This window comes from Azospirillum sp. SYSU D00513 (assembly GCF_017356015.1).
Classification (GTDB): domain Bacteria; phylum Pseudomonadota; class Alphaproteobacteria; order Azospirillales; family Azospirillaceae; genus Azospirillum.
This window is the reverse complement of record NZ_JAFIQV010000008.1, coordinates 42,962-58,973: the sequence shown is the minus strand read 5'-3', so window position 1 is coordinate 58,973 and position 16,012 is coordinate 42,962. Positions and strand designations below refer to the sequence as shown.

At 69.3% G+C, this 16,012-nt stretch carries 17 protein-coding genes; 8 read left to right on the top strand and 9 right to left on the bottom strand.

Going from position 1 to position 16,012, the window contains the following annotated elements:
• Positions 1 to 3: 3 nt before the first annotated feature.
• The 3 genes from JUB11_RS08265 to JUB11_RS08255 all read left to right on the top strand — a co-directional run bounded on the left by JUB11_RS08265 (position 4) and on the right by JUB11_RS08255 (position 3,395).
• Positions 4 to 1,296: an FAD-binding oxidoreductase gene (locus JUB11_RS08265; protein WP_207458045.1), complete on the top strand. Its 1,293-nt coding sequence runs from the start codon at positions 4 to 6 to the stop codon at positions 1,294 to 1,296.
• Between the two features lie 119 nt (positions 1,297 to 1,415).
• Positions 1,416 to 2,444, top strand: coding sequence for a hypothetical protein (locus JUB11_RS08260; protein ID WP_207458044.1), 1,029 nt, complete (start codon positions 1,416 to 1,418; stop codon positions 2,442 to 2,444).
• Positions 2,445 to 2,684: 240 nt separating this feature from the next.
• Positions 2,685 to 3,395 carry a metallophosphoesterase family protein gene (locus tag JUB11_RS08255; RefSeq protein ID WP_348771387.1) on the top strand — a complete coding sequence of 237 codons (711 nt, stop codon included), beginning with the start codon at positions 2,685 to 2,687 and terminating at the stop codon, positions 3,393 to 3,395.
• A 163-nt stretch (positions 3,396 to 3,558) separates the two neighbouring features.
• On the opposite strand, the gene JUB11_RS08250 is transcribed toward JUB11_RS08255, so the two are convergent.
• Complete coding sequence (locus tag JUB11_RS08250) at positions 3,559 to 3,969, bottom strand: hypothetical protein (RefSeq protein WP_207458042.1); 411 nt, start codon at positions 3,967 to 3,969, stop codon at positions 3,559 to 3,561.
• Positions 3,970 to 4,394: 425 nt separating this feature from the next.
• Positions 4,395 to 4,931, bottom strand: coding sequence for a translation initiation factor IF-3 (infC, locus tag JUB11_RS08245; protein WP_207458134.1), 537 nt, complete (start codon positions 4,929 to 4,931; stop codon positions 4,395 to 4,397).
• Between the two features lie 322 nt (positions 4,932 to 5,253).
• Between infC and JUB11_RS08240 the strand changes: the two genes are divergently transcribed.
• Complete coding sequence (locus tag JUB11_RS08240) at positions 5,254 to 5,412, top strand: entericidin A/B family lipoprotein (protein ID WP_207458041.1); 159 nt, start codon at positions 5,254 to 5,256, stop codon at positions 5,410 to 5,412.
• A gap of 93 nt (positions 5,413 to 5,505) precedes the next feature.
• On the opposite strand, the gene rfaE1 is transcribed toward JUB11_RS08240, so the two are convergent.
• Positions 5,506 to 6,951, bottom strand: a complete 1,446-nt coding sequence (gene rfaE1, locus JUB11_RS08235) for a D-glycero-beta-D-manno-heptose-7-phosphate kinase (RefSeq protein ID WP_207458040.1) — start codon at positions 6,949 to 6,951, stop codon at positions 5,506 to 5,508.
• 206 nt (positions 6,952 to 7,157) lie between these two features.
• Here rfaE1 and JUB11_RS08230 point away from each other — a divergent pair, with 206 nt between their 5' ends.
• The 4 genes from JUB11_RS08230 to JUB11_RS08215 all read left to right on the top strand — a co-directional run bounded on the left by JUB11_RS08230 (position 7,158) and on the right by JUB11_RS08215 (position 11,180).
• Complete coding sequence (locus tag JUB11_RS08230; protein ID WP_207458039.1) at positions 7,158 to 7,892, top strand: VTT domain-containing protein; 735 nt, start codon at positions 7,158 to 7,160, stop codon at positions 7,890 to 7,892.
• Entirely contained in the window at positions 7,889 to 9,322 is a 1,434-nt protein-coding gene (locus JUB11_RS08225; protein WP_207458038.1) for an FAD-dependent oxidoreductase, read from the top strand. Before JUB11_RS08230 ends, JUB11_RS08225 begins: the two co-directional genes overlap by 4 nt.
• 140 nt (positions 9,323 to 9,462) lie before the next feature.
• On the top strand, positions 9,463 to 9,672 hold the full coding sequence (locus tag JUB11_RS08220; protein ID WP_207458037.1) for a hypothetical protein: 210 nt from the start codon (positions 9,463 to 9,465) through the stop codon (positions 9,670 to 9,672).
• 95 nt (positions 9,673 to 9,767) lie between these two features.
• Entirely contained in the window at positions 9,768 to 11,180 is a 1,413-nt protein-coding gene (locus JUB11_RS08215) for a HAMP domain-containing sensor histidine kinase (RefSeq protein WP_207458036.1), read from the top strand.
• An 8-nt stretch (positions 11,181 to 11,188) separates the two neighbouring features.
• Here JUB11_RS08215 and JUB11_RS08210 read toward each other — a convergent pair whose 3' ends face one another.
• The 6 genes from JUB11_RS08210 to JUB11_RS08185 all read right to left on the bottom strand — a co-directional run bounded on the left by JUB11_RS08210 (position 11,189) and on the right by JUB11_RS08185 (position 15,854).
• Positions 11,189 to 11,623, bottom strand: coding sequence for a hypothetical protein (locus JUB11_RS08210; protein WP_207458035.1), 435 nt, complete (start codon positions 11,621 to 11,623; stop codon positions 11,189 to 11,191).
• Positions 11,620 to 11,862 carry a type II toxin-antitoxin system Phd/YefM family antitoxin gene (locus JUB11_RS08205; protein WP_207458034.1) on the bottom strand — a complete coding sequence of 81 codons (243 nt, stop codon included), beginning with the start codon at positions 11,860 to 11,862 and terminating at the stop codon, positions 11,620 to 11,622. The genes JUB11_RS08210 and JUB11_RS08205 overlap by 4 nt, the downstream gene beginning before the upstream one ends.
• A 232-nt stretch (positions 11,863 to 12,094) precedes the next feature.
• Positions 12,095 to 12,274, bottom strand: a complete 180-nt coding sequence (locus tag JUB11_RS08200; RefSeq protein ID WP_207458033.1) for a hypothetical protein — start codon at positions 12,272 to 12,274, stop codon at positions 12,095 to 12,097.
• Positions 12,275 to 12,414: 140 nt separating this feature from the next.
• On the bottom strand, positions 12,415 to 13,041 hold the full coding sequence (locus tag JUB11_RS08195; protein ID WP_207458032.1) for a ParA family protein: 627 nt from the start codon (positions 13,039 to 13,041) through the stop codon (positions 12,415 to 12,417).
• Between the two features lie 12 nt (positions 13,042 to 13,053).
• On the bottom strand, positions 13,054 to 14,670 hold the full coding sequence (locus JUB11_RS08190; RefSeq protein ID WP_207458031.1) for a CYTH and CHAD domain-containing protein: 1,617 nt from the start codon (positions 14,668 to 14,670) through the stop codon (positions 13,054 to 13,056).
• A 59-nt stretch (positions 14,671 to 14,729) separates the two neighbouring features.
• On the bottom strand, positions 14,730 to 15,854 hold the full coding sequence (locus JUB11_RS08185) for a class I SAM-dependent methyltransferase (protein ID WP_207458030.1): 1,125 nt from the start codon (positions 15,852 to 15,854) through the stop codon (positions 14,730 to 14,732).
• Between the last annotated feature and the right edge of the window lie 158 nt (positions 15,855 to 16,012).

Genomic DNA, 16,012 nt, shown 5'->3' with positions numbered 1-16,012 from the left:
GCCATGCCCGCACCCCGCACCCCCTCCGGCCATGTCCGCTCCTGGTACGCCGACACGGCCAACCCCCATCCCCGCCACCCGGCCCTGGACGGCGACCTGCGCTGCGACGTCTGCGTCGTGGGTGGCGGCTACACCGGCCTGACGGCGGCGCTCGAACTGGCCGAGCACGGCTTCGACGTCGTGCTTCTGGAGGCCCGGCGGGTCGGCTGGGGCGCCTCGGGCCGCAACGGCGGCCAGATCATCACCGGCTACAACAAATCCATGGCGGCCATCGAGTCGATGGTCGGCAAGGAGGACGCGCGCAGCCTCTGGGACCTCGGCGAGGAGGCGAAGGCGATGCTGGCCGCGAGGGTCGAGCGCCACCGCATCGCCTGCGACCTGACCTGGGGCTACGCCTACGCCGCCGTGAAGCCGCGCCACCTGCGCGACGTGGACGACATGGTGGAGGAGATGCGCGGCCGCTACGGCTACGACGGCGTGCGGCGCCTCGACCGGGCGGAGATGGAAGAGCTGGTGGCGAGCCGGTCCTACATCGGCGGGCTCCACGACTCCGGCAGCGGGCACCTGCACCCGCTGAACTACGCGCTGGGCCTCGCCGACGCCTGCCAAGCGGCCGGGGTGCGCATCTTCGAGGAAACGCCGGTCACGCGCATCGACACGGGGCCCGAGCCCCGGGCGGAGACCGCGGCGGGCACCGTGCGGGCGAAGTTCCTGGTGCTGGGCGGCAACGCCTATCTCGGCCGGGTGGCGCCGGCGCTGGAGACCACGATCATGCCGGTCGCGACCTACGTCGTCGCGACCGAGCCCCTGGGCGAGGAGCGCGCGGCGTCGCTGCTGCCGACGAACATCGCGGTCAGCGACATGAATTTCGTCCTGAACTATTTCCGCCGCTCGTCCGACCACCGGCTGCTGTTCGGGGGCGGCGTCAGCTATTCCGGCCTCGACCAGCCAGGGCTGAAGGCGGTTCTGCGCGCCAAGATGCTGGCGGTCTTCCCGCAGCTGCGCGGCGTGGCGGTGGAGCAGTGCTGGGGCGGCAACGTCGCCATCACGATGAACCGGCTGCCCCAGCTGGGGCGCCTGTCGCCGACGGTCTATTTCGCGCACGGCTATTCCGGCCACGGGGTAGCGCTGACCGGCATTGCCGGCCGGACCATCGCCGAGGCGATCCGCGGCACGGCGGAACGGTTCGACGTCTTCGCCCGCATTCCTCACCACGCCTTCCCCGGCGGACGCCGGCTGCGCACCCCGGCGCTGGTGCTCGCAATGCTCTGGTTTCGAATGCGTGACTTGCTGTAATTTGCAGTTGCCGCTCCGGGCAACAAACGGGGCGGACGGACAGCCGGCGGCGCAACAGGGTTGCGCACGGGCGGCACCGGACCGGAAACCAGACATTTGCAGAAGCGGCCGGCCCCCCGATGAGCGACACGCCCAGCAGCGACACGATCCCCACCCCGCAGGCCGACGGGCAGGCGCCGGACGACGCCGGCAGCGCGGCACCGGCGGCGCCCGCCGCGCCGATGCGCGACACGCATTTCGATTTCCAGCACCGCGTCTTCAGCCTTCCGGGCGCTCATTTCCACACCGACGAGGCCACCAAGCAGCCGGTGCTGCACATCATCCTGGGCGACCTCAGGGCCTCCCTGCCCTTCAAGACCCTGCGGGAGTCCTTCGACATCCCGGAGGACGGCCACGACGTCAAGCTCCTGGGCATCGTCGCCAAGGGACTTGCCTTCGTGAAGCAGATCCGCCCAGGCGAGCAGATCCCCGGCGAGCTGCTGGACGGCCGCGCCTCCTGGTCGGTGGAGGACCGGCACCGGGCCATCGCCAAAGGGCGCCTGACGGTCCAGCTCGTCTCCTGGATCACCGGCAGCGAGATGATCGTCGTCGACATGGAGGAGCTGGAGCAGGTCGTCGAGGACCCGCAGACCAAGACCCGCCTGAAGAATGCCTTCGCCGAACTCGGCGCGAAGCTCGGCATCCAGGGCGACTCCGAACAGTACCTGACCGACCGCATCGACGACCTGACGCAGGAGCTGTCCTACATCGAGGCACTGCGCGAACGCTTCAAGGCGATTCAGACCATCAGCGCCAATCTCAACAAGGCCACGCAGATCTACCGCACCGACCGGAACTTCTGCTCCGAGATCGCGCGCATGCAGGGGCTGATCCGCAAGCCGCTGAAGGAATACGACGCGATCTTCGAACAGGCCGACGCCCAGACCGGCGAGATCTTCGGCGCGCTGAAATCCTTCGATTCGACCGTGCAGTTCATCCGCAAGATCCGCGACGAGCTGCGGGCCCGCCTGCTGGAATGGGAGGAACTGCTGCAGGCCTGGGAAGGCGTGCCCATCGAGCGGTCGCAGCAGCTCGAGCAGCTCCAGAAGACCACCTACCGATTCCTGGCGAACCGCTTCATGGAATCCTCGGTCTGGGAACGGAAATAGCCGCTCCTCTCCCGAATAGGGCGGCGGGGATGCCCCGAATATCGGGAAATTTTCCCTTTTCCGTATTAAACGCTCTGTGCGTTTGACATAAACTGGTAACCGCAAACCAATGGTCGCGGCGCTGGTGCCCGTGCGGTGCAGCATGTGCCGCCGCGGGTTTTCCGGCTTTCATGAATGTCAGGAGGAGTTGTGGTTTTCGGGCTTGCGCGCAGACTGAGACCGGAGCCGGCCACGGCCGCCGTGCCGCGGGGCTTGCGCGTCTATGCGATCGGCGACATCCACGGGCGACTCGACCTGCTGGACCAGCTGCTGAACCAGATCCAGCATGACGCCGCCTCGGCGCGCGATCAGGTGAAGCACCTCGTCTTCCTGGGCGACTATGTGGACCGCGGCCCGAACTCCCGCGCCGTGATCGACCGTCTGGCCGGCCCGCCGCCGGCCGGCTTTGGAGCCATTCACCTCATGGGCAACCATGAGGAAGCGATGCTGGACTTCATGAACGAGGCGCCCAACGGGCCGAACTGGCTGCGCTACGGCGGCCTGGCGACGCTCGCCAGCTATGGCGTCCGCCCGCCGGCGGAGGACGCGCAGCCCGAGGAAGTCGGCGAGGCCCGCCGTCTCCTCCTGGCCGCCATGCCGGCCCATCACAGGTCCTTCCTGAAGGGGCTGCGGACGAGCCTTTCCATCGGCGACTATCATTTCGTCCATGCGGGCATCCGGCCCGGCATGCCGCTGGAGCGCCAGGAACGCCAGGACATGCTCTGGATCCGCGACGAGTTCCTGAACTCCAACGCGAATCACGGCAAGGTGGTGGTGCACGGCCACACCATCAGCATGAAGCCGGACATCCAGCCCAACCGCATCGGCATCGACACCGGCGCCTACGCGACCAACCGCCTCACCGCCCTGGTGCTCGAAGGCACGGACCGCCGCTTTCTCTGCACGGTGTAACACCGGGTTCGGAAAATTCCGGCCTCCGAACCCGGTATAGGGCCGCGGCTGCGGCCCCGTGCCCCATGGCGCGGAGGTCCTGACCACAGGTCAGGACTTCATGAAAATCGTATAAGCCGGCGGCGGGCGCAGCTGGTCCCCGACGGAGCGCCGGGACAGGGCGTCAGCCCGGCTGCGCGCCCGACTGGACGATCAGGGTCGTCAGCCAACGGAAGTCGGCCGGGTTGCCGGCCCCGAGCGCGCTGTCCACCACGGCCTGGGCATCGCCGGAGTCGGGCGCCGGGGCATCCGGCGTCTCCGCGCCGGCGGCGTCACCACCGCTCTGCGCGAAGACGCTCACCGCGCCAACGCCGAGGCGCGGCAGGACCGCTGGGGCCGCCGCCGCGTCGTTCCCCGAGGTGGCGGCCACGGAGGCGGAGGCGCCGGCATCCACGCCGTTCAGGGCCTCCAGCATCGCGGAGAAATGACCGGCCAGCTCGCCGGCCCGGCGCGACGCACCACCCTTGCGCTCCAGGGCCTCTTCGGCCCGGACGCGCAATTGCGCGGCGGCATCGGTGGTGGGCAGCATCGACATGGCGCAAGGTCCGCTGGCGCGTTTCCAGTGCGGCCGCGGTGCAAGCCGCACGCCAGGGGAAGGGAGCGGGCGGATGGACGTGTTTCCACCGGGCCGTAAGCCATTGGAACCAAACGACTTCCCGTCATCCCCACGGAAGCGGGGATGCAAATCTTGCAACAGATCCGAATCAGGGAGCCCTGGATCCCCGCTTTTGCGGGGATAACGGCTAAGCGCTTGTTTTTCTTAGGGGTTGCTTCCCTGCAGCCTGCCGGAAGCCCACGCTCCACACGCGCAAGCCCGGCAATTTTTTCCGCGCCGCCCGGCAGAAACTTCCTGGCGATCGGCAAGGATTGCCGCCGCACGGTCGGCGGCGAACAGCAAAAGGCCGCGGAGTTGCCCCCGCGGCCTTTTTGCATCCAGACGGCTTGGCCGGTTGGCGGCCGTCAGCGCGGCGCCAGCACCATGATCATCTGCCGGCCTTCGAGCTTCGGCATCTGCTCGACCTTCGCCTTGCTCTCGAGCTGGTCGCGCACCCGGACCAGCACCTTCATGCCGATGTCCTGGTGGGCCATCTCGCGGCCACGGAAGCGCATGGTCACCTTGACCTTGTCGCCTTCCTCAAGGAAACGCTGCGCGGCCCGCATCTTGACGTCGTAGTCGTTGTCGTCGATGCCGGGGCGGAGCTTGATCTCCTTGATCTCGATGACCTTCTGCTTCTTGCGCGCCTCGTTCGCCTTCTTCTGCTCCTCGAACCGGAACTTGCCGTAGTCGAGGATCTTGCAGACGGGCGGATCGGCCTGGGGCACGATCTCCACGAGGTCGAGATCCGCTTCCATGGCGGCCTCGAAGGCATCACGCAGGGAGACCACGCCCACCATGTCGCCGTTGGCGTTGATCAGGCGCACCGAGCGAGCCGTGATTTCCCGGTTGAGCCGCGGCCCTTCGCGGGACGGGGCTTCCTGGTCGTAAAGCTTAGCTATGTCAGTTCCCTCAAAATAGTGCCGAGTGCCTTGGGGCGGACGGAAGCCCCCAGCCGTCGGACCGGCATGTGTCTGGATGCGGCCGGCCGAACCGCCACCCTCAGATAAGATGGGCACGCTAAGCCTTTCCGTCTACACCCGCAACGGGGAAACGACGGGAAAGCGGCTTTTTTATGCGGAATGCGCCGGTTACGGGCGCTTTGGCCCCCGCCAGGCGCGCTTTCAGGGCGGGCTACCCCGCCTGACCCCGGAGGGTCCGAGGAAACTACCGGGCAGTTTCCGCGTTCTTTAGGCATTCGCATCGCAATGCCGGAGACACAGTATGCGCAGCCTCGCCAACTTCTTCAAGCTCGCCCTGCTCGGCACCGTGATTGCCGGCTCGCTCGCGGCCTGCAACACCTTCGAGGGCGTCGGCCAGGACGTCCAGTCCGGCGGCCGCGCCATCGAGGGCACCGCCAACGACGTCCAGCGCAAGATGTAAGGACGCCGGGGGCGGCGCGGCTCCGCGCACGCTCCTCCAGGAGATCGAAGGGCCGCGGCTCCACCGACGGAGTCGCGGCCCTTCCCCTTTTTCCTACCGCGCCATCCGCTTGATGGTGTTGGTGGTGCTCTGACCGGCCACCAGCTCCGCCAGAAGGACCTTTCCACCGTAGCCCTGCACGAAATCGGCGCCGACCACCGTCTCGACCGTGTAGTCCGCCCCCTTGACCAGCAGGTCGGGGCGTAGGGCGCGGATCAGCGCCTCGGGCGTGTCCTCCCCGAAGACCACCACGAGGTCCACGCAGGCGAGCGAAGCCAGCACGGTCGCGCGGGCGGTTTCGTTCTGCACGGGCCGGGTCTCGCCCTTCAGGCGCTTGACCGATTCGTCGCTGTTCAGCCCGACCACCAGCATGTCGCAGGCCGCACGCGCCTGGGTGAGCAGCGAGATGTGTCCGGGATGCAGCAGGTCGAAACAGCCGTTGGTGAAGCCCACCCGCTTGCCGAGCGCGCGCCAGCGCTCCGTGCATTCCACGGCGCCGGCCAGCGTGGCGACCTTGTTCTCGCCGTGGCGCCACTCCTGCTCGTGCAGGGCGGCCCGCAGCTCATGCGCGCGCACGACGGCGGTGCCCACCTTGCCGACGACGATGCCCGCCGCGAGATTGGCGAGCCGGGCGGCGTCGGCCAGCGGCTCGCCCAGCGCCAGGGCCGAGGCGAGGCCGGACACCACCGTGTCGCCGGCCCCGGACACGTCGAACACCTCGCGGGCCTCGGCCGGCAGGTGGACCGCGCCGTCCCGCGTGACCACGGTCATGCCGCGCTCGCTACGGGTGGCGACCACCGCGTCGATGCCGCAGGTCTCGATCAGCCGGCGGCCGGCGGCGGCCACCTCCTCGTCGCTGTCGGCGGGAAGGCCGGTGGCCTCCATCAGCTCCTTGCGGTTCGGGGTGACGACGCTGGCGCCACGGTAGCGGCGGTAGTCGCTGCCCTTGGGATCGACCACGACCGGGAGGCCGGCGGCCCGCGCCTCGGCGATCAGCCCGCTCACCACCGCGTCGGTGAGGACGCCCTTGCCATAATCGGAGAGCACCACCGCGCCCACCGAGCCCAGCGCCGCCCGGGCGGCCCGGAGCACCCCCTCGCCGCCGCGGATCGCCACGGCCGTTTCGGAGTCCGCGCGCAGGAGCTGCTGGCGCCCGCCGATGAAGCGCGTCTTCACGGTGGTCTGGCGGCCGGGCTCGACGAGAAGCCCCTCCCCGTCGCCGGTCTGCCCGGCGACCAGCCGGCGCACCTCCGCCCCGGCCGCGTCGTCGCCGACAACCGACACGAAACGGCAGGCGCTCCCCAGCGCCATCACGTTCGAGGCCACGTTGCCGGCACCGCCGAGCATGGCCACCTCGCGCTCGATCCGCAGGACCGGAATGGGCGCCTCGGGCGAGACGCGGTCGACCGATCCGTAGACGAACCGGTCGAGCATGATGTCGCCGACGCACAGCACGGCGGCGCGCGGCAGGGAATCGATGATTCGGGATAGGTCGCTCATGGGCGTCACTCTTACCAATCCCGAAAGGCGGACTCCAGAGGAGACGCGCATCGCGGCGTACCAAACGGAGACCGGCCCGTCCGCGGCGATTTCCACATCACGGCAAGGTGAATGGCCGGTCGGGCGGCTTTGCCGTTAGCTCCACGGAACGGTTCCTATCCGCCGCCCAAATTCCCGCCCGCGTTCATTCCTGCTTGAGGAGCCCGATGGCCGAACCCGCCCCGCCCGCCCGCTCCTGGAGCCTGGGGCGGCTGCTGCCCGCCGGGCTGCTGGTGGCCGGGCTGGCCGCCGCGTTCGGCTTCGGACTGCACGAGCAGCTTTCGCTGACGAGCCTCGCGCGCCACCACGCGGAACTGGAAGGCTTCGTCCGGGAGAGGGGCGCGCTGGCCGCCCTGGCCTATGTCGGCCTCTACGCGCTCGCCGTAGCTCTCTCGATTCCCTGCGGCATGGCGCTGACGCTCGCGGGCGGCCTGCTCTTCGGAACGGCCGCCGGCACCGCCTTCGCCGTGATGGGGGCGACACTAGGGGCGACCCTGCTCTTTCTCGTGGCGCGGACGGCACTGGGCGGCACGCTGCGCGCCAGGGCCGGCCCCTGGGCCGCCCGGCTGGAGGCCGGCTTCCGGGAAAACGCCTTCATCTACCTGCTGGTCCTGCGGCTGACGCCGCTGCTGCCCTTCTGGCTGGTCAATCTCGTTCCGGCGGTCCTCGGCATGCCCGTGGGCGCCTTCGCGCTCGCCACGCTGGTCGGCATCGTGCCGGCAACCCTGGTCTATGCCTCGGTCGGCAACGGGCTGGGCGCGGTGCTGGAGGCCGGGACGGCGCCGAACCTGCGCGGGCTCCTGCTGCGGGCGGAGATCCTGCTGCCGCTGCTCGGTCTGGCGCTGCTGGCGCTGCTGCCGGTGGCGGTCCGGTGGTGGCGCCGCCGGAGGGGCGGACCATGACGGAGATCCGCTGCGACCTCTGTGTCATCGGCGCCGGTTCCGGCGGCCTGTCGGTCGCGGCGGGTGCCGCGCAGATGGGCGCCGACACGGTGCTGATCGAGCGCGGGAGGATGGGCGGCGAGTGCCTGAACAGCGGCTGCGTGCCGTCGAAGGCCCTGCTCGCCGCCGCCAAGGCGGCCGAGGCCGCGCGCCGTGCCGCCCGCTTCGGCGCGCCGCAACCCGCGCCTGACATCCCCGATCCCGCCGTCGGTTTCGGGGCGGCCATGGCCCATGTGCGCGGCAGCATCGCCGCCATCGCCCCGCACGACAGCCAGGAGCGTTTCGAGGGGCTCGGCGTGCGGGTGATCCGGGCGTCGGCGCGATTCACCGGTCCGGACCGGCTGGAGGCCGATGGCGTCACGGTGCGTGCGCGGCGCTTCGTGGTGGCGACGGGTTCGCGGCCCTTCATCCCGCCGGTGCCAGGCCTGCAAGGCGTTCCCTACCTGACGAACGAGACGCTGTTCAGGCTGACGCGCGCGCCCCACCATCTCATCGTGCTGGGCGGCGGCCCGGTCGGGGTGGAGATGGCGCAGGCGCACCGGCGGCTCGGCGCCCGGGTCACGCTGGTGCAGCGGAGCCGCATCCTCCCCAACGACGACCCGGAACTGGTCGAGGTCCTGCGCCGCCGCCTGATCGCGGAGGGCGTGACGCTGCTCGAAGGCCGCGGTGTCACGCGGGCTGAGACGATGGAAGGCGGCGCGGTGGCCGTGACGCTCGACGACGGGCGCAGGATCGAAGGATCGGACCTGCTCGTCGCCACCGGGCGGCGGCCCATCCTCGACGGGCTGGGGCTGGAGACGGCGGGCATCGCCGTCACGGAGCAGGGGATCGCCGTGGACCGCCGGATGCGCACCGCCAACCGGCGCGTCTACGCCGTCGGCGACGTGACCGGGGGGCCGGCCTTCACCCACGCCGCCGCCCAGCAGGCCGGGATCGTGCTTCGCAACGCGCTGTTCCGGCTCCCGGCCAGGATCAATTACGCGGCCCTGCCCCGCGTTACCTACGGCGAGCCTGAACTGGCGCAGGTCGGGCTGACCGAGGCGCAGGCGCGGGTGGAGCATGGGGAGCGGATCCGGGTGCTGCGGGCGCCCTTCGCCGGAAACGACCGGGCCCGGACCGACGGCGAGGCGGAAGGGCTTGTGAAGCTGGTCACCACGCCGCGAGGACGCCTGCTGGGTGCCGGAATCGCCGGCCCCCATGCCGGGGAACAGATCGCGCTGTGGTGCCTTGCCCTGTCGAAGGGCATGGGTGTCGGCGACATCGCCGGGCTGACGCTGCCCTACCCGACCCTGGCGGAGGCCGGAAAGCGCGCCGCCGGCGATTACTACGCCCCTACGCTGTTCGGGCCGCGCACGCGCCGTCTGGTGCGGTTCCTTAACTGGTTTGGTTAATCCTCTAACCCCAAGGATATGAACCGGGGTGGTAATCACCAATCGGCATTGGCGCGTTCGGCAATGTTAACTTCTCGTTAACCGGCGAAATGGCTGAATGACCTCACCGAACGACACCAAGACGGAATGGGGAAACAGCCATGACGACCGCTTCCTTCTCGAACGACATCTTCATTTCTTCTGAAGTTCACCTGAACGTCATTGACGAGTTCGTCACCATCACTCAGCGCCGACTGGACGAGACCTCCGACAGCTACGCACGCGACAGCTTGAGGGACCTGCTGAACACGCTGGAGGAGCAACGCGTCAGCTACATCCCCTTCACCGATCCGCTGGCTGCCAAGGGCTGATCCCCGCCCGACGGCACGCCGCGCCGCCGCTAGGCAGCGGTGCGGGGAGAGGATAGGATCGGGGCCGCCCCAACCACCTCCAAGACACTCCCGCCATGCCGAAGAGCCTGTCGGCCAAGCTCCTGGTGCTGACGGTTCTCTTCGTCATGCTGGCGGAGGTGCTGATCTACACCCCGTCCGTGGCGCGGTTCCGCGACAGCTACCTCCAGGAACGGCTCGCCCGCGCCCATCTCGCCGCCTTGTCCATCGAGGCGGCTCCCGACCGTGCCGTCACCGCCGAGCTGGAAGCCAAGCTGCTCGCCCATGTCGGGGCGCGGAGCGTCATGGTCTTCCACCGCGATTCCTGCGCGGTGATGCTGTCCAGCGCGATGCCACCCCGGGTGGACGAGGAATACGACCTGGGGGCCGCCACCCCGGTGGGCCTGATCGCCGATGCCTTCACCGCCCTGTTCCAGCCGCGCGACCGCATCATCCGGGTGAGCGACCGCTCCCCCCGGGATGCGCGTTTGCGCGTGGAGGTCGTCATGGAGGAGCGGCCGATGATCGCCGCCATGATCGACTTCTCCGGGCGCATACTCGCGCTGTCGATCGTGATCTCCCTGATCACGGCGGGGCTGGTGTTCCTGTCGCTGCACCGGATGCTGGTGCGTCCGCTGCGCCGGCTGACCGCCGCCATGGTGGACTTCCGGCTGGACCCGGACGGCACCGCCCCCATCGAGCCATCCCCCCGCCATGACGAGGTCGGGCTGGCCGAGCGCGAGCTTGCCGACATGCAGGGCACGCTGCGCACGGCGCTGCGCCAGCGCGAGCGGCTGGCGACGCTCGGCACCGCCGTCGCCAAGATCAACCACGACCTGCGCGGCATCTTCTCCACCGCCGCCCTCCTGTCGGAGCGGCTGTCGGAAAGCGCCGATCCGGAGGTGCGGCGGGTGACACCCCGCCTCATGGCCTCGCTCGACCGCGCGGCGGAGCTGTGCAGCCAGACCCTCTCCTACACCCAGGACGGCGTGCTGCCGGTCCGGGCGGAGCCGGTCCGCCTGCGCGCCCTGGCCGAGGAGGCCGGCGGCGAGGTGCTGGACACGAAGCATCCCAACGGCGCGCGGGTGGAGGCCATCTGGGACAACCGCGTCCCCGAGGATCTGACCGCGCGCGTGGACGCCTCCCAGCTCTGCCGCGCGCTCGTCAATCTCGGCCGCAACGCCGTGCAGGCCGGCGCCGACCGGGTGACCGTCTCCGCCGAGGCGCGGGGCGGCCGCCTGCTGGTGCGCGTCGCCGACGACGGCCCCGGCCTGCCGCCCCGCGCCCGCGACCGCCTGTTCCAGCCCTTCGCCGGCTCCGCCCGCGCCGGCGGCGTCGGCCTCGGCCTCGCCATCGCCCGCGAGGTCCTGCGCGCCCACGGCGGCGACCTCACGCTGGAGGAGAGCACCGCCGAGGGGACGGTGTTCGTGATGGACGTGCCGGACCTGGGGCAAGTCCGGCCAGAAGACTCAATGACACGCGGCGGGTGACCGTCGCATCAGTCCCTCGGCATCACCCTCGCGGCCTTTCTCCTTTGCCGCTCGATGATGCCTGCCTTCAATCTCGCGAACAGATCCTCGGGCAAAAGGCCATAGTCGTAAACTCCCGGCTTGCCCGGCAGAGGACGTAGGTCGAAGCCCGGCCAAGCGAACCGATTCAACTCGTCCAGTCGGAGCCAATGCCTTTCGCCATCAAGGCCGAGCGCCTTTGCAATCTCGGTCGGAATTTCGATCGACGCATCTGGGTCTTTCGGCGGTTCGTGGGTGACCGGAGCCACCGTCACACGTACATCACCGTCCTCCGTCTTCCTGGCGGCAATGACGATTGCCACGGGACGATCCTTGCGGCCCTCGGTAGCCCCTTTGCGGGCTTCGTGACTCCACAGGAAGGAATAGCGGATCACGAGGCCCGCTTTAGGAACCGGCAGCCTCATTCCGGGCCGACGCCGTATTCCGCAGCCTCGATATCGGCAACAAGGTCGTCAGGTAGATCGCCGACAACGAACACTTCACGTTCCCGGCGTTTGAGGCGCTCGAAATGTTCCAGATCGGAAGCGGAGAGATATCCGCCGATCACGCGCCCATGGCTGGTCACCCTCACCACTTCCTGGTGAGCCTCATCCTGGATCCGGCCGAAGGACCTTACAAACTCACTTGCGCTGATGATGGGCATGCAACGCCTCCCACTGCAATATACGTAATTTGCGTATTTTACGCAAAACGTCAAGCTCGCCTGCGCTATTTCTGTTGCCACCGGCTATCAGCCGAAGCGGCCAACCTGAAAGTCAAGCGTCTCGAACCGTGCGGAGAGCCAAGTGTAGGGCGCAGTGTGGAGAGGACGATTCGGCTTGCAATCCGGAGACTGTATTTGGCAACGCGGCATTGCCGCTGCATGAAACCGCCCTTCAGCGCAGCCGGCCGGGTCTGGGGAGAATGTCGTTATCCGGCGGGCTACTCTTGGCGCCGTCCCGCGCCTGACCCTGTCCCTGCTCCCCACGCTTCTCACGGATGTCCAGAACCGCGATGAGCAGCATCAGCGCGAGGACGCCGAAGGCGACGGTCGTGTAGGGGATGTCGATGAGCATCGGGCAAACTCATGGCCGGGTCGCGGCAACGTCAGGCTGCACTGCCACGACCGGAAGATGCCAGGGTTCCGACCACCGCCGCACAATTAAATTGCGCCGATTTGAATCAAACTTGCGCAGCCGCTGAAAGCTGCCAGCCCTCAGCCGACCGCGTCGATGTAGGCCAGAAGCGGCTTCCAGTCGGCACGGTGCTCGGCCGCGCGCTTGCCGGGGAGGTCGAAGAGGCTGAGGCCTGAGGCCGCGGCCTCGGCGTAGATCTGGCTGTCGCGCAGCCGCGTCACCACCCGGTGACCGATCCCGCCGAGGAAGCTGTCGAGCCGGTCGGTCGCCTTGGTGCGGGCGCGCAGCCGGTTGCCGACCACGGCAACCCCCTTCCGGTTCTTGGCGATGGACTTCAGCTCGTCCAGCTTGCCGAGGAAGCGCTCGGTCGCCTGCTCGTCGAAGACGCTCGGCAGGACCGGCAGGACGACCACGTCGGCCATCCGCACCAGCTCCTCGATCTGCTTGGTCTTCAGGGCGGCCGGCGCGTCGATGATGAGACGTTGGTAGCCGCCGGGGCGCTCGCCGATGTCTTTGGTCCAGTCCAGCCCGGTAACGGGAGAAGCGCTCTCCGGACGGCGTTCGAGCCAGCCCAGCGAGGAACGCTGCCGGTCGAGGTCGGCCAGCGCGGTCAGCTTGCCGACTCCGGCGGAAGCGGCGGCGAGGTGGGTGGCGAGCGTGGTTTTGCCACAGCCGCCCTTGATGTTCGCGACGAGGATGGTGAGCATCGTACCGCCAGCCTACGCTTCCCGCGCCGGGTTTGGATAGCTCGGCTTCGACCAGAAGGGCTTGGCGTCGGCGAAGCCGCTCCACAGCGCCAGCAGGTCCGGCTCGACCTCCTTCAGGCCGCGGGCGTGCCAGCCGATGACGATGCCGGCGGCGCGCGGCTCGCCCGGCTGGTGGTCCGACTCGCCGGCGTGCAGGTCCTGGAGCAGCCGAGACGCCGTCGCCACGTCGTTGAGGTGGCCGAGCACGTCCTGGAAGGCCGCGAGCTGCCGGATGTAGCGGCGCGCCGGCTTCTCGTCGTAGAGGCTGAGGAAGAACTCCGCCGTGTAGCGCAGCTTCTTCAGCGTGATGCGCAGTTCGTGCCGTTCGGTGGAGCCCAGCGTGGCGAAGCTCCGGCCGGCGCGGCGCGCCCGCTTGTGCCGCTTGGCAAGCAGCTGGTCGGCCAGCCCGTCCACCGGCTCGAACAGGCGGGCCGAATGCTCGCTGACCGGCTGGTCGCGCCAGCCCCGCGATTCCAGCCAGGCGCCCGCGCGCAGCTGGAACTGCGTGTAGCGCTGGGACAGGATCGCCTCCCGCGCGCCCTGGTAGGCGCGGTCGCGCCGGGCGGTGGCCGATGCTGCGAGCCCGTCCAGATCGGCCATGGCAGTCTCCCCGTGGCTTGCGGTCCGCGCGAAGGCGGCGCGCACGGGTGCCAGCAGCTCGGTCAGGAACACGTCCCAGTCACGCGCCGGACCGAGATGGCCGCCCAGCCATTTCAGCTCGCCCACGATCCAGCCGTACTGGCCGGCCGGCAGGAAAGGGCGGAAGAGGCTGAGGGCAGAGCGCAGGCGGCGCATCGCCACGCGCATCTGGTGGATGCCCTCCGGGCTCTCTCCGGCCAGGGCCGTGGGCTCGTTCAGGGACATATGGGCGAGGCAGCTCCGCAGGATGCGGGCGAAGGCGCCCTCCACCGTCGTGCCGGGCGGCAGTTCCAGCCGGTCGGCCTTCACGGCCTTGGGCGTCTCACCGGTGGCCAGCGCATAGCCGCGCATGGCCTTGGTGCGCGGCTCGACCCGCAGGGGTGCGGCGTCCGCCAACTCCAGCGCCACCGTGTAGAGGGCGGCAGCGCTACCCTGCTTGAGTTCGAGTTCGAGTTCGGAAAGCGGGACCGTCTTGCCGTCGGGTGTGCGGATCTCACCGCTGTCGAAGGCGACCTCTATGATCGAGGCGCCCTCCCCCTCGCCGACCCGGACGTCGCGGGTAATGCGCTGGACATGGCTCGCGAAGAGCGGCCGCAGCTCCTCCGCGCCAACCGGCCCGAGCTGTTCCAGCGCTTCCGCCGGCAGCAGGGACAGGTCGGGATCGGGACCGGGCACGGGACCCTCCCACTCGCCCCGGCCCATGCCGTCGGGCGAGGGCGGGGTCTTTACGGTCTGGAGATACTGGTCGCCCGACTTGCGCACGCGCAAGGTCACCATGCGGGCGGCGAGACGCCGGTCGGGCGTGTCGTAGTAGGTGCTTTCCAGCGGCTTGGTCGAGGCCTTGCCCACGGCGCGAGAGGTGATCGCGGAAGCCTTGGTCAGTCTCGCCAGGTCTTCCGGCCCGACCGCCAGCTTCAGTTCCGTCTCGCGGTTGGATTCAGCCTCGGTCATAGGTCGCGCACCGCCTGCATATGCTGTGGGGCTCCCTGTCGCATGGGTTACAGCCGCGTTCAAGTTACAGTCTTATGACAGTCCCGTGAAGCTTCACCCATCGGCTGCGGCTTGCGCCAGACCGCCAGCTTCGACATGAAGGCCAGTTCCACCCCTATGGGCTCAAGCCCAGCCCCGGCGAAATGCGCGGCCAGGTCGTCGCGCGCGTAGTGCGCATAGTAAGGCTCGTGGAAGGCCTGCGGGAAAAGGTCGAGCAGACCGTCCAGGGCCGGGTCATCGCCCTTCTGCAGGCTGTCCATGAAGACGAGGACGCCGCCGGGCTTCAGCACCCGCGCGAACTCCCGCGCCACCTCGCCCCGCAGCTTGGGCGGCAGCTCGTGGAACAGGTAGATGCAGGTGACGATGTCCTGCGAGCCGTCGGCGACCGGCATCGCCTCCGCGGCACCCTGCACCACCGAGGAGGTCCGCGCCCAGGGCGCCAGCGCGCGCCGCGCCTCCTTCAGATAGGCAGTGGAGAGGTCGAGCGCCGTCACGGGCAGGCGCGGGTGGTTGTCCTTCACGAAGGTCAGGAAGCGCCCGGTCCCCGCCGCGACGTCGAGCAGCCGGCACTCCGCGACGCGGCGGTCACGCACGTATTCGAAGATCGGGACGAGGCACTGCCGGCGCATGGCATCCGCTCCGCCGCCGAACAGCACCTCCACCTGGTGGTCATAGAGCCGCGCGCTACGCTCCGACAGGTAGCCATCGGTCTGGAAATGAAAGTTCTGGCGGTAGTAGGCGGGCAGCTTCTCCGTGCCGGGCGGCGGCTTGTCCCGCACCTCCACCCCCACCCGATCCTCGCGGCGGCGCGCGACCTCCGGCAGGTCGCGGAAGAAGGCGGCGGCCTCGGCCAGCACGCGGCCCGGCGCCGGAAGCAGGTCGTGCGGCATCCGGTAATAGCCAGCCTCGATGTTGGCGAGGTCGCGGGCCATCAGGGCGCGGAGCGAGTCCAGCACGCCGCGCGTGCCCGGAACCGGCCCCGTCCCGGACCGCGCGACCCTTACCGGCCCGCCAAGCCGGGCGGCCAGCGCGTACTGGCCGAAGAACCAGGCGACTCGCGCGGCCTGGCTTGCCGCATAGGCCAGCCGGCGGCCGGGACGCGGGGACGAGGGAGGGTGCGGTCGGGGGTGCGATGCGCTGTTCATGACAAGGAAATGGTGCGTCTCCGGCCCCGCGGCCAGCCGCCGGCAAGGGGCGCCTTGCGGTACCGGAAAGGCCAGCCTTGCCAAGGCTTTGCGCCCGCCCGCTCCGGACAAAATGCCGCGCCCTATCCAGCCGGGTTTAGGCCTCTCGGGCCGTTGCA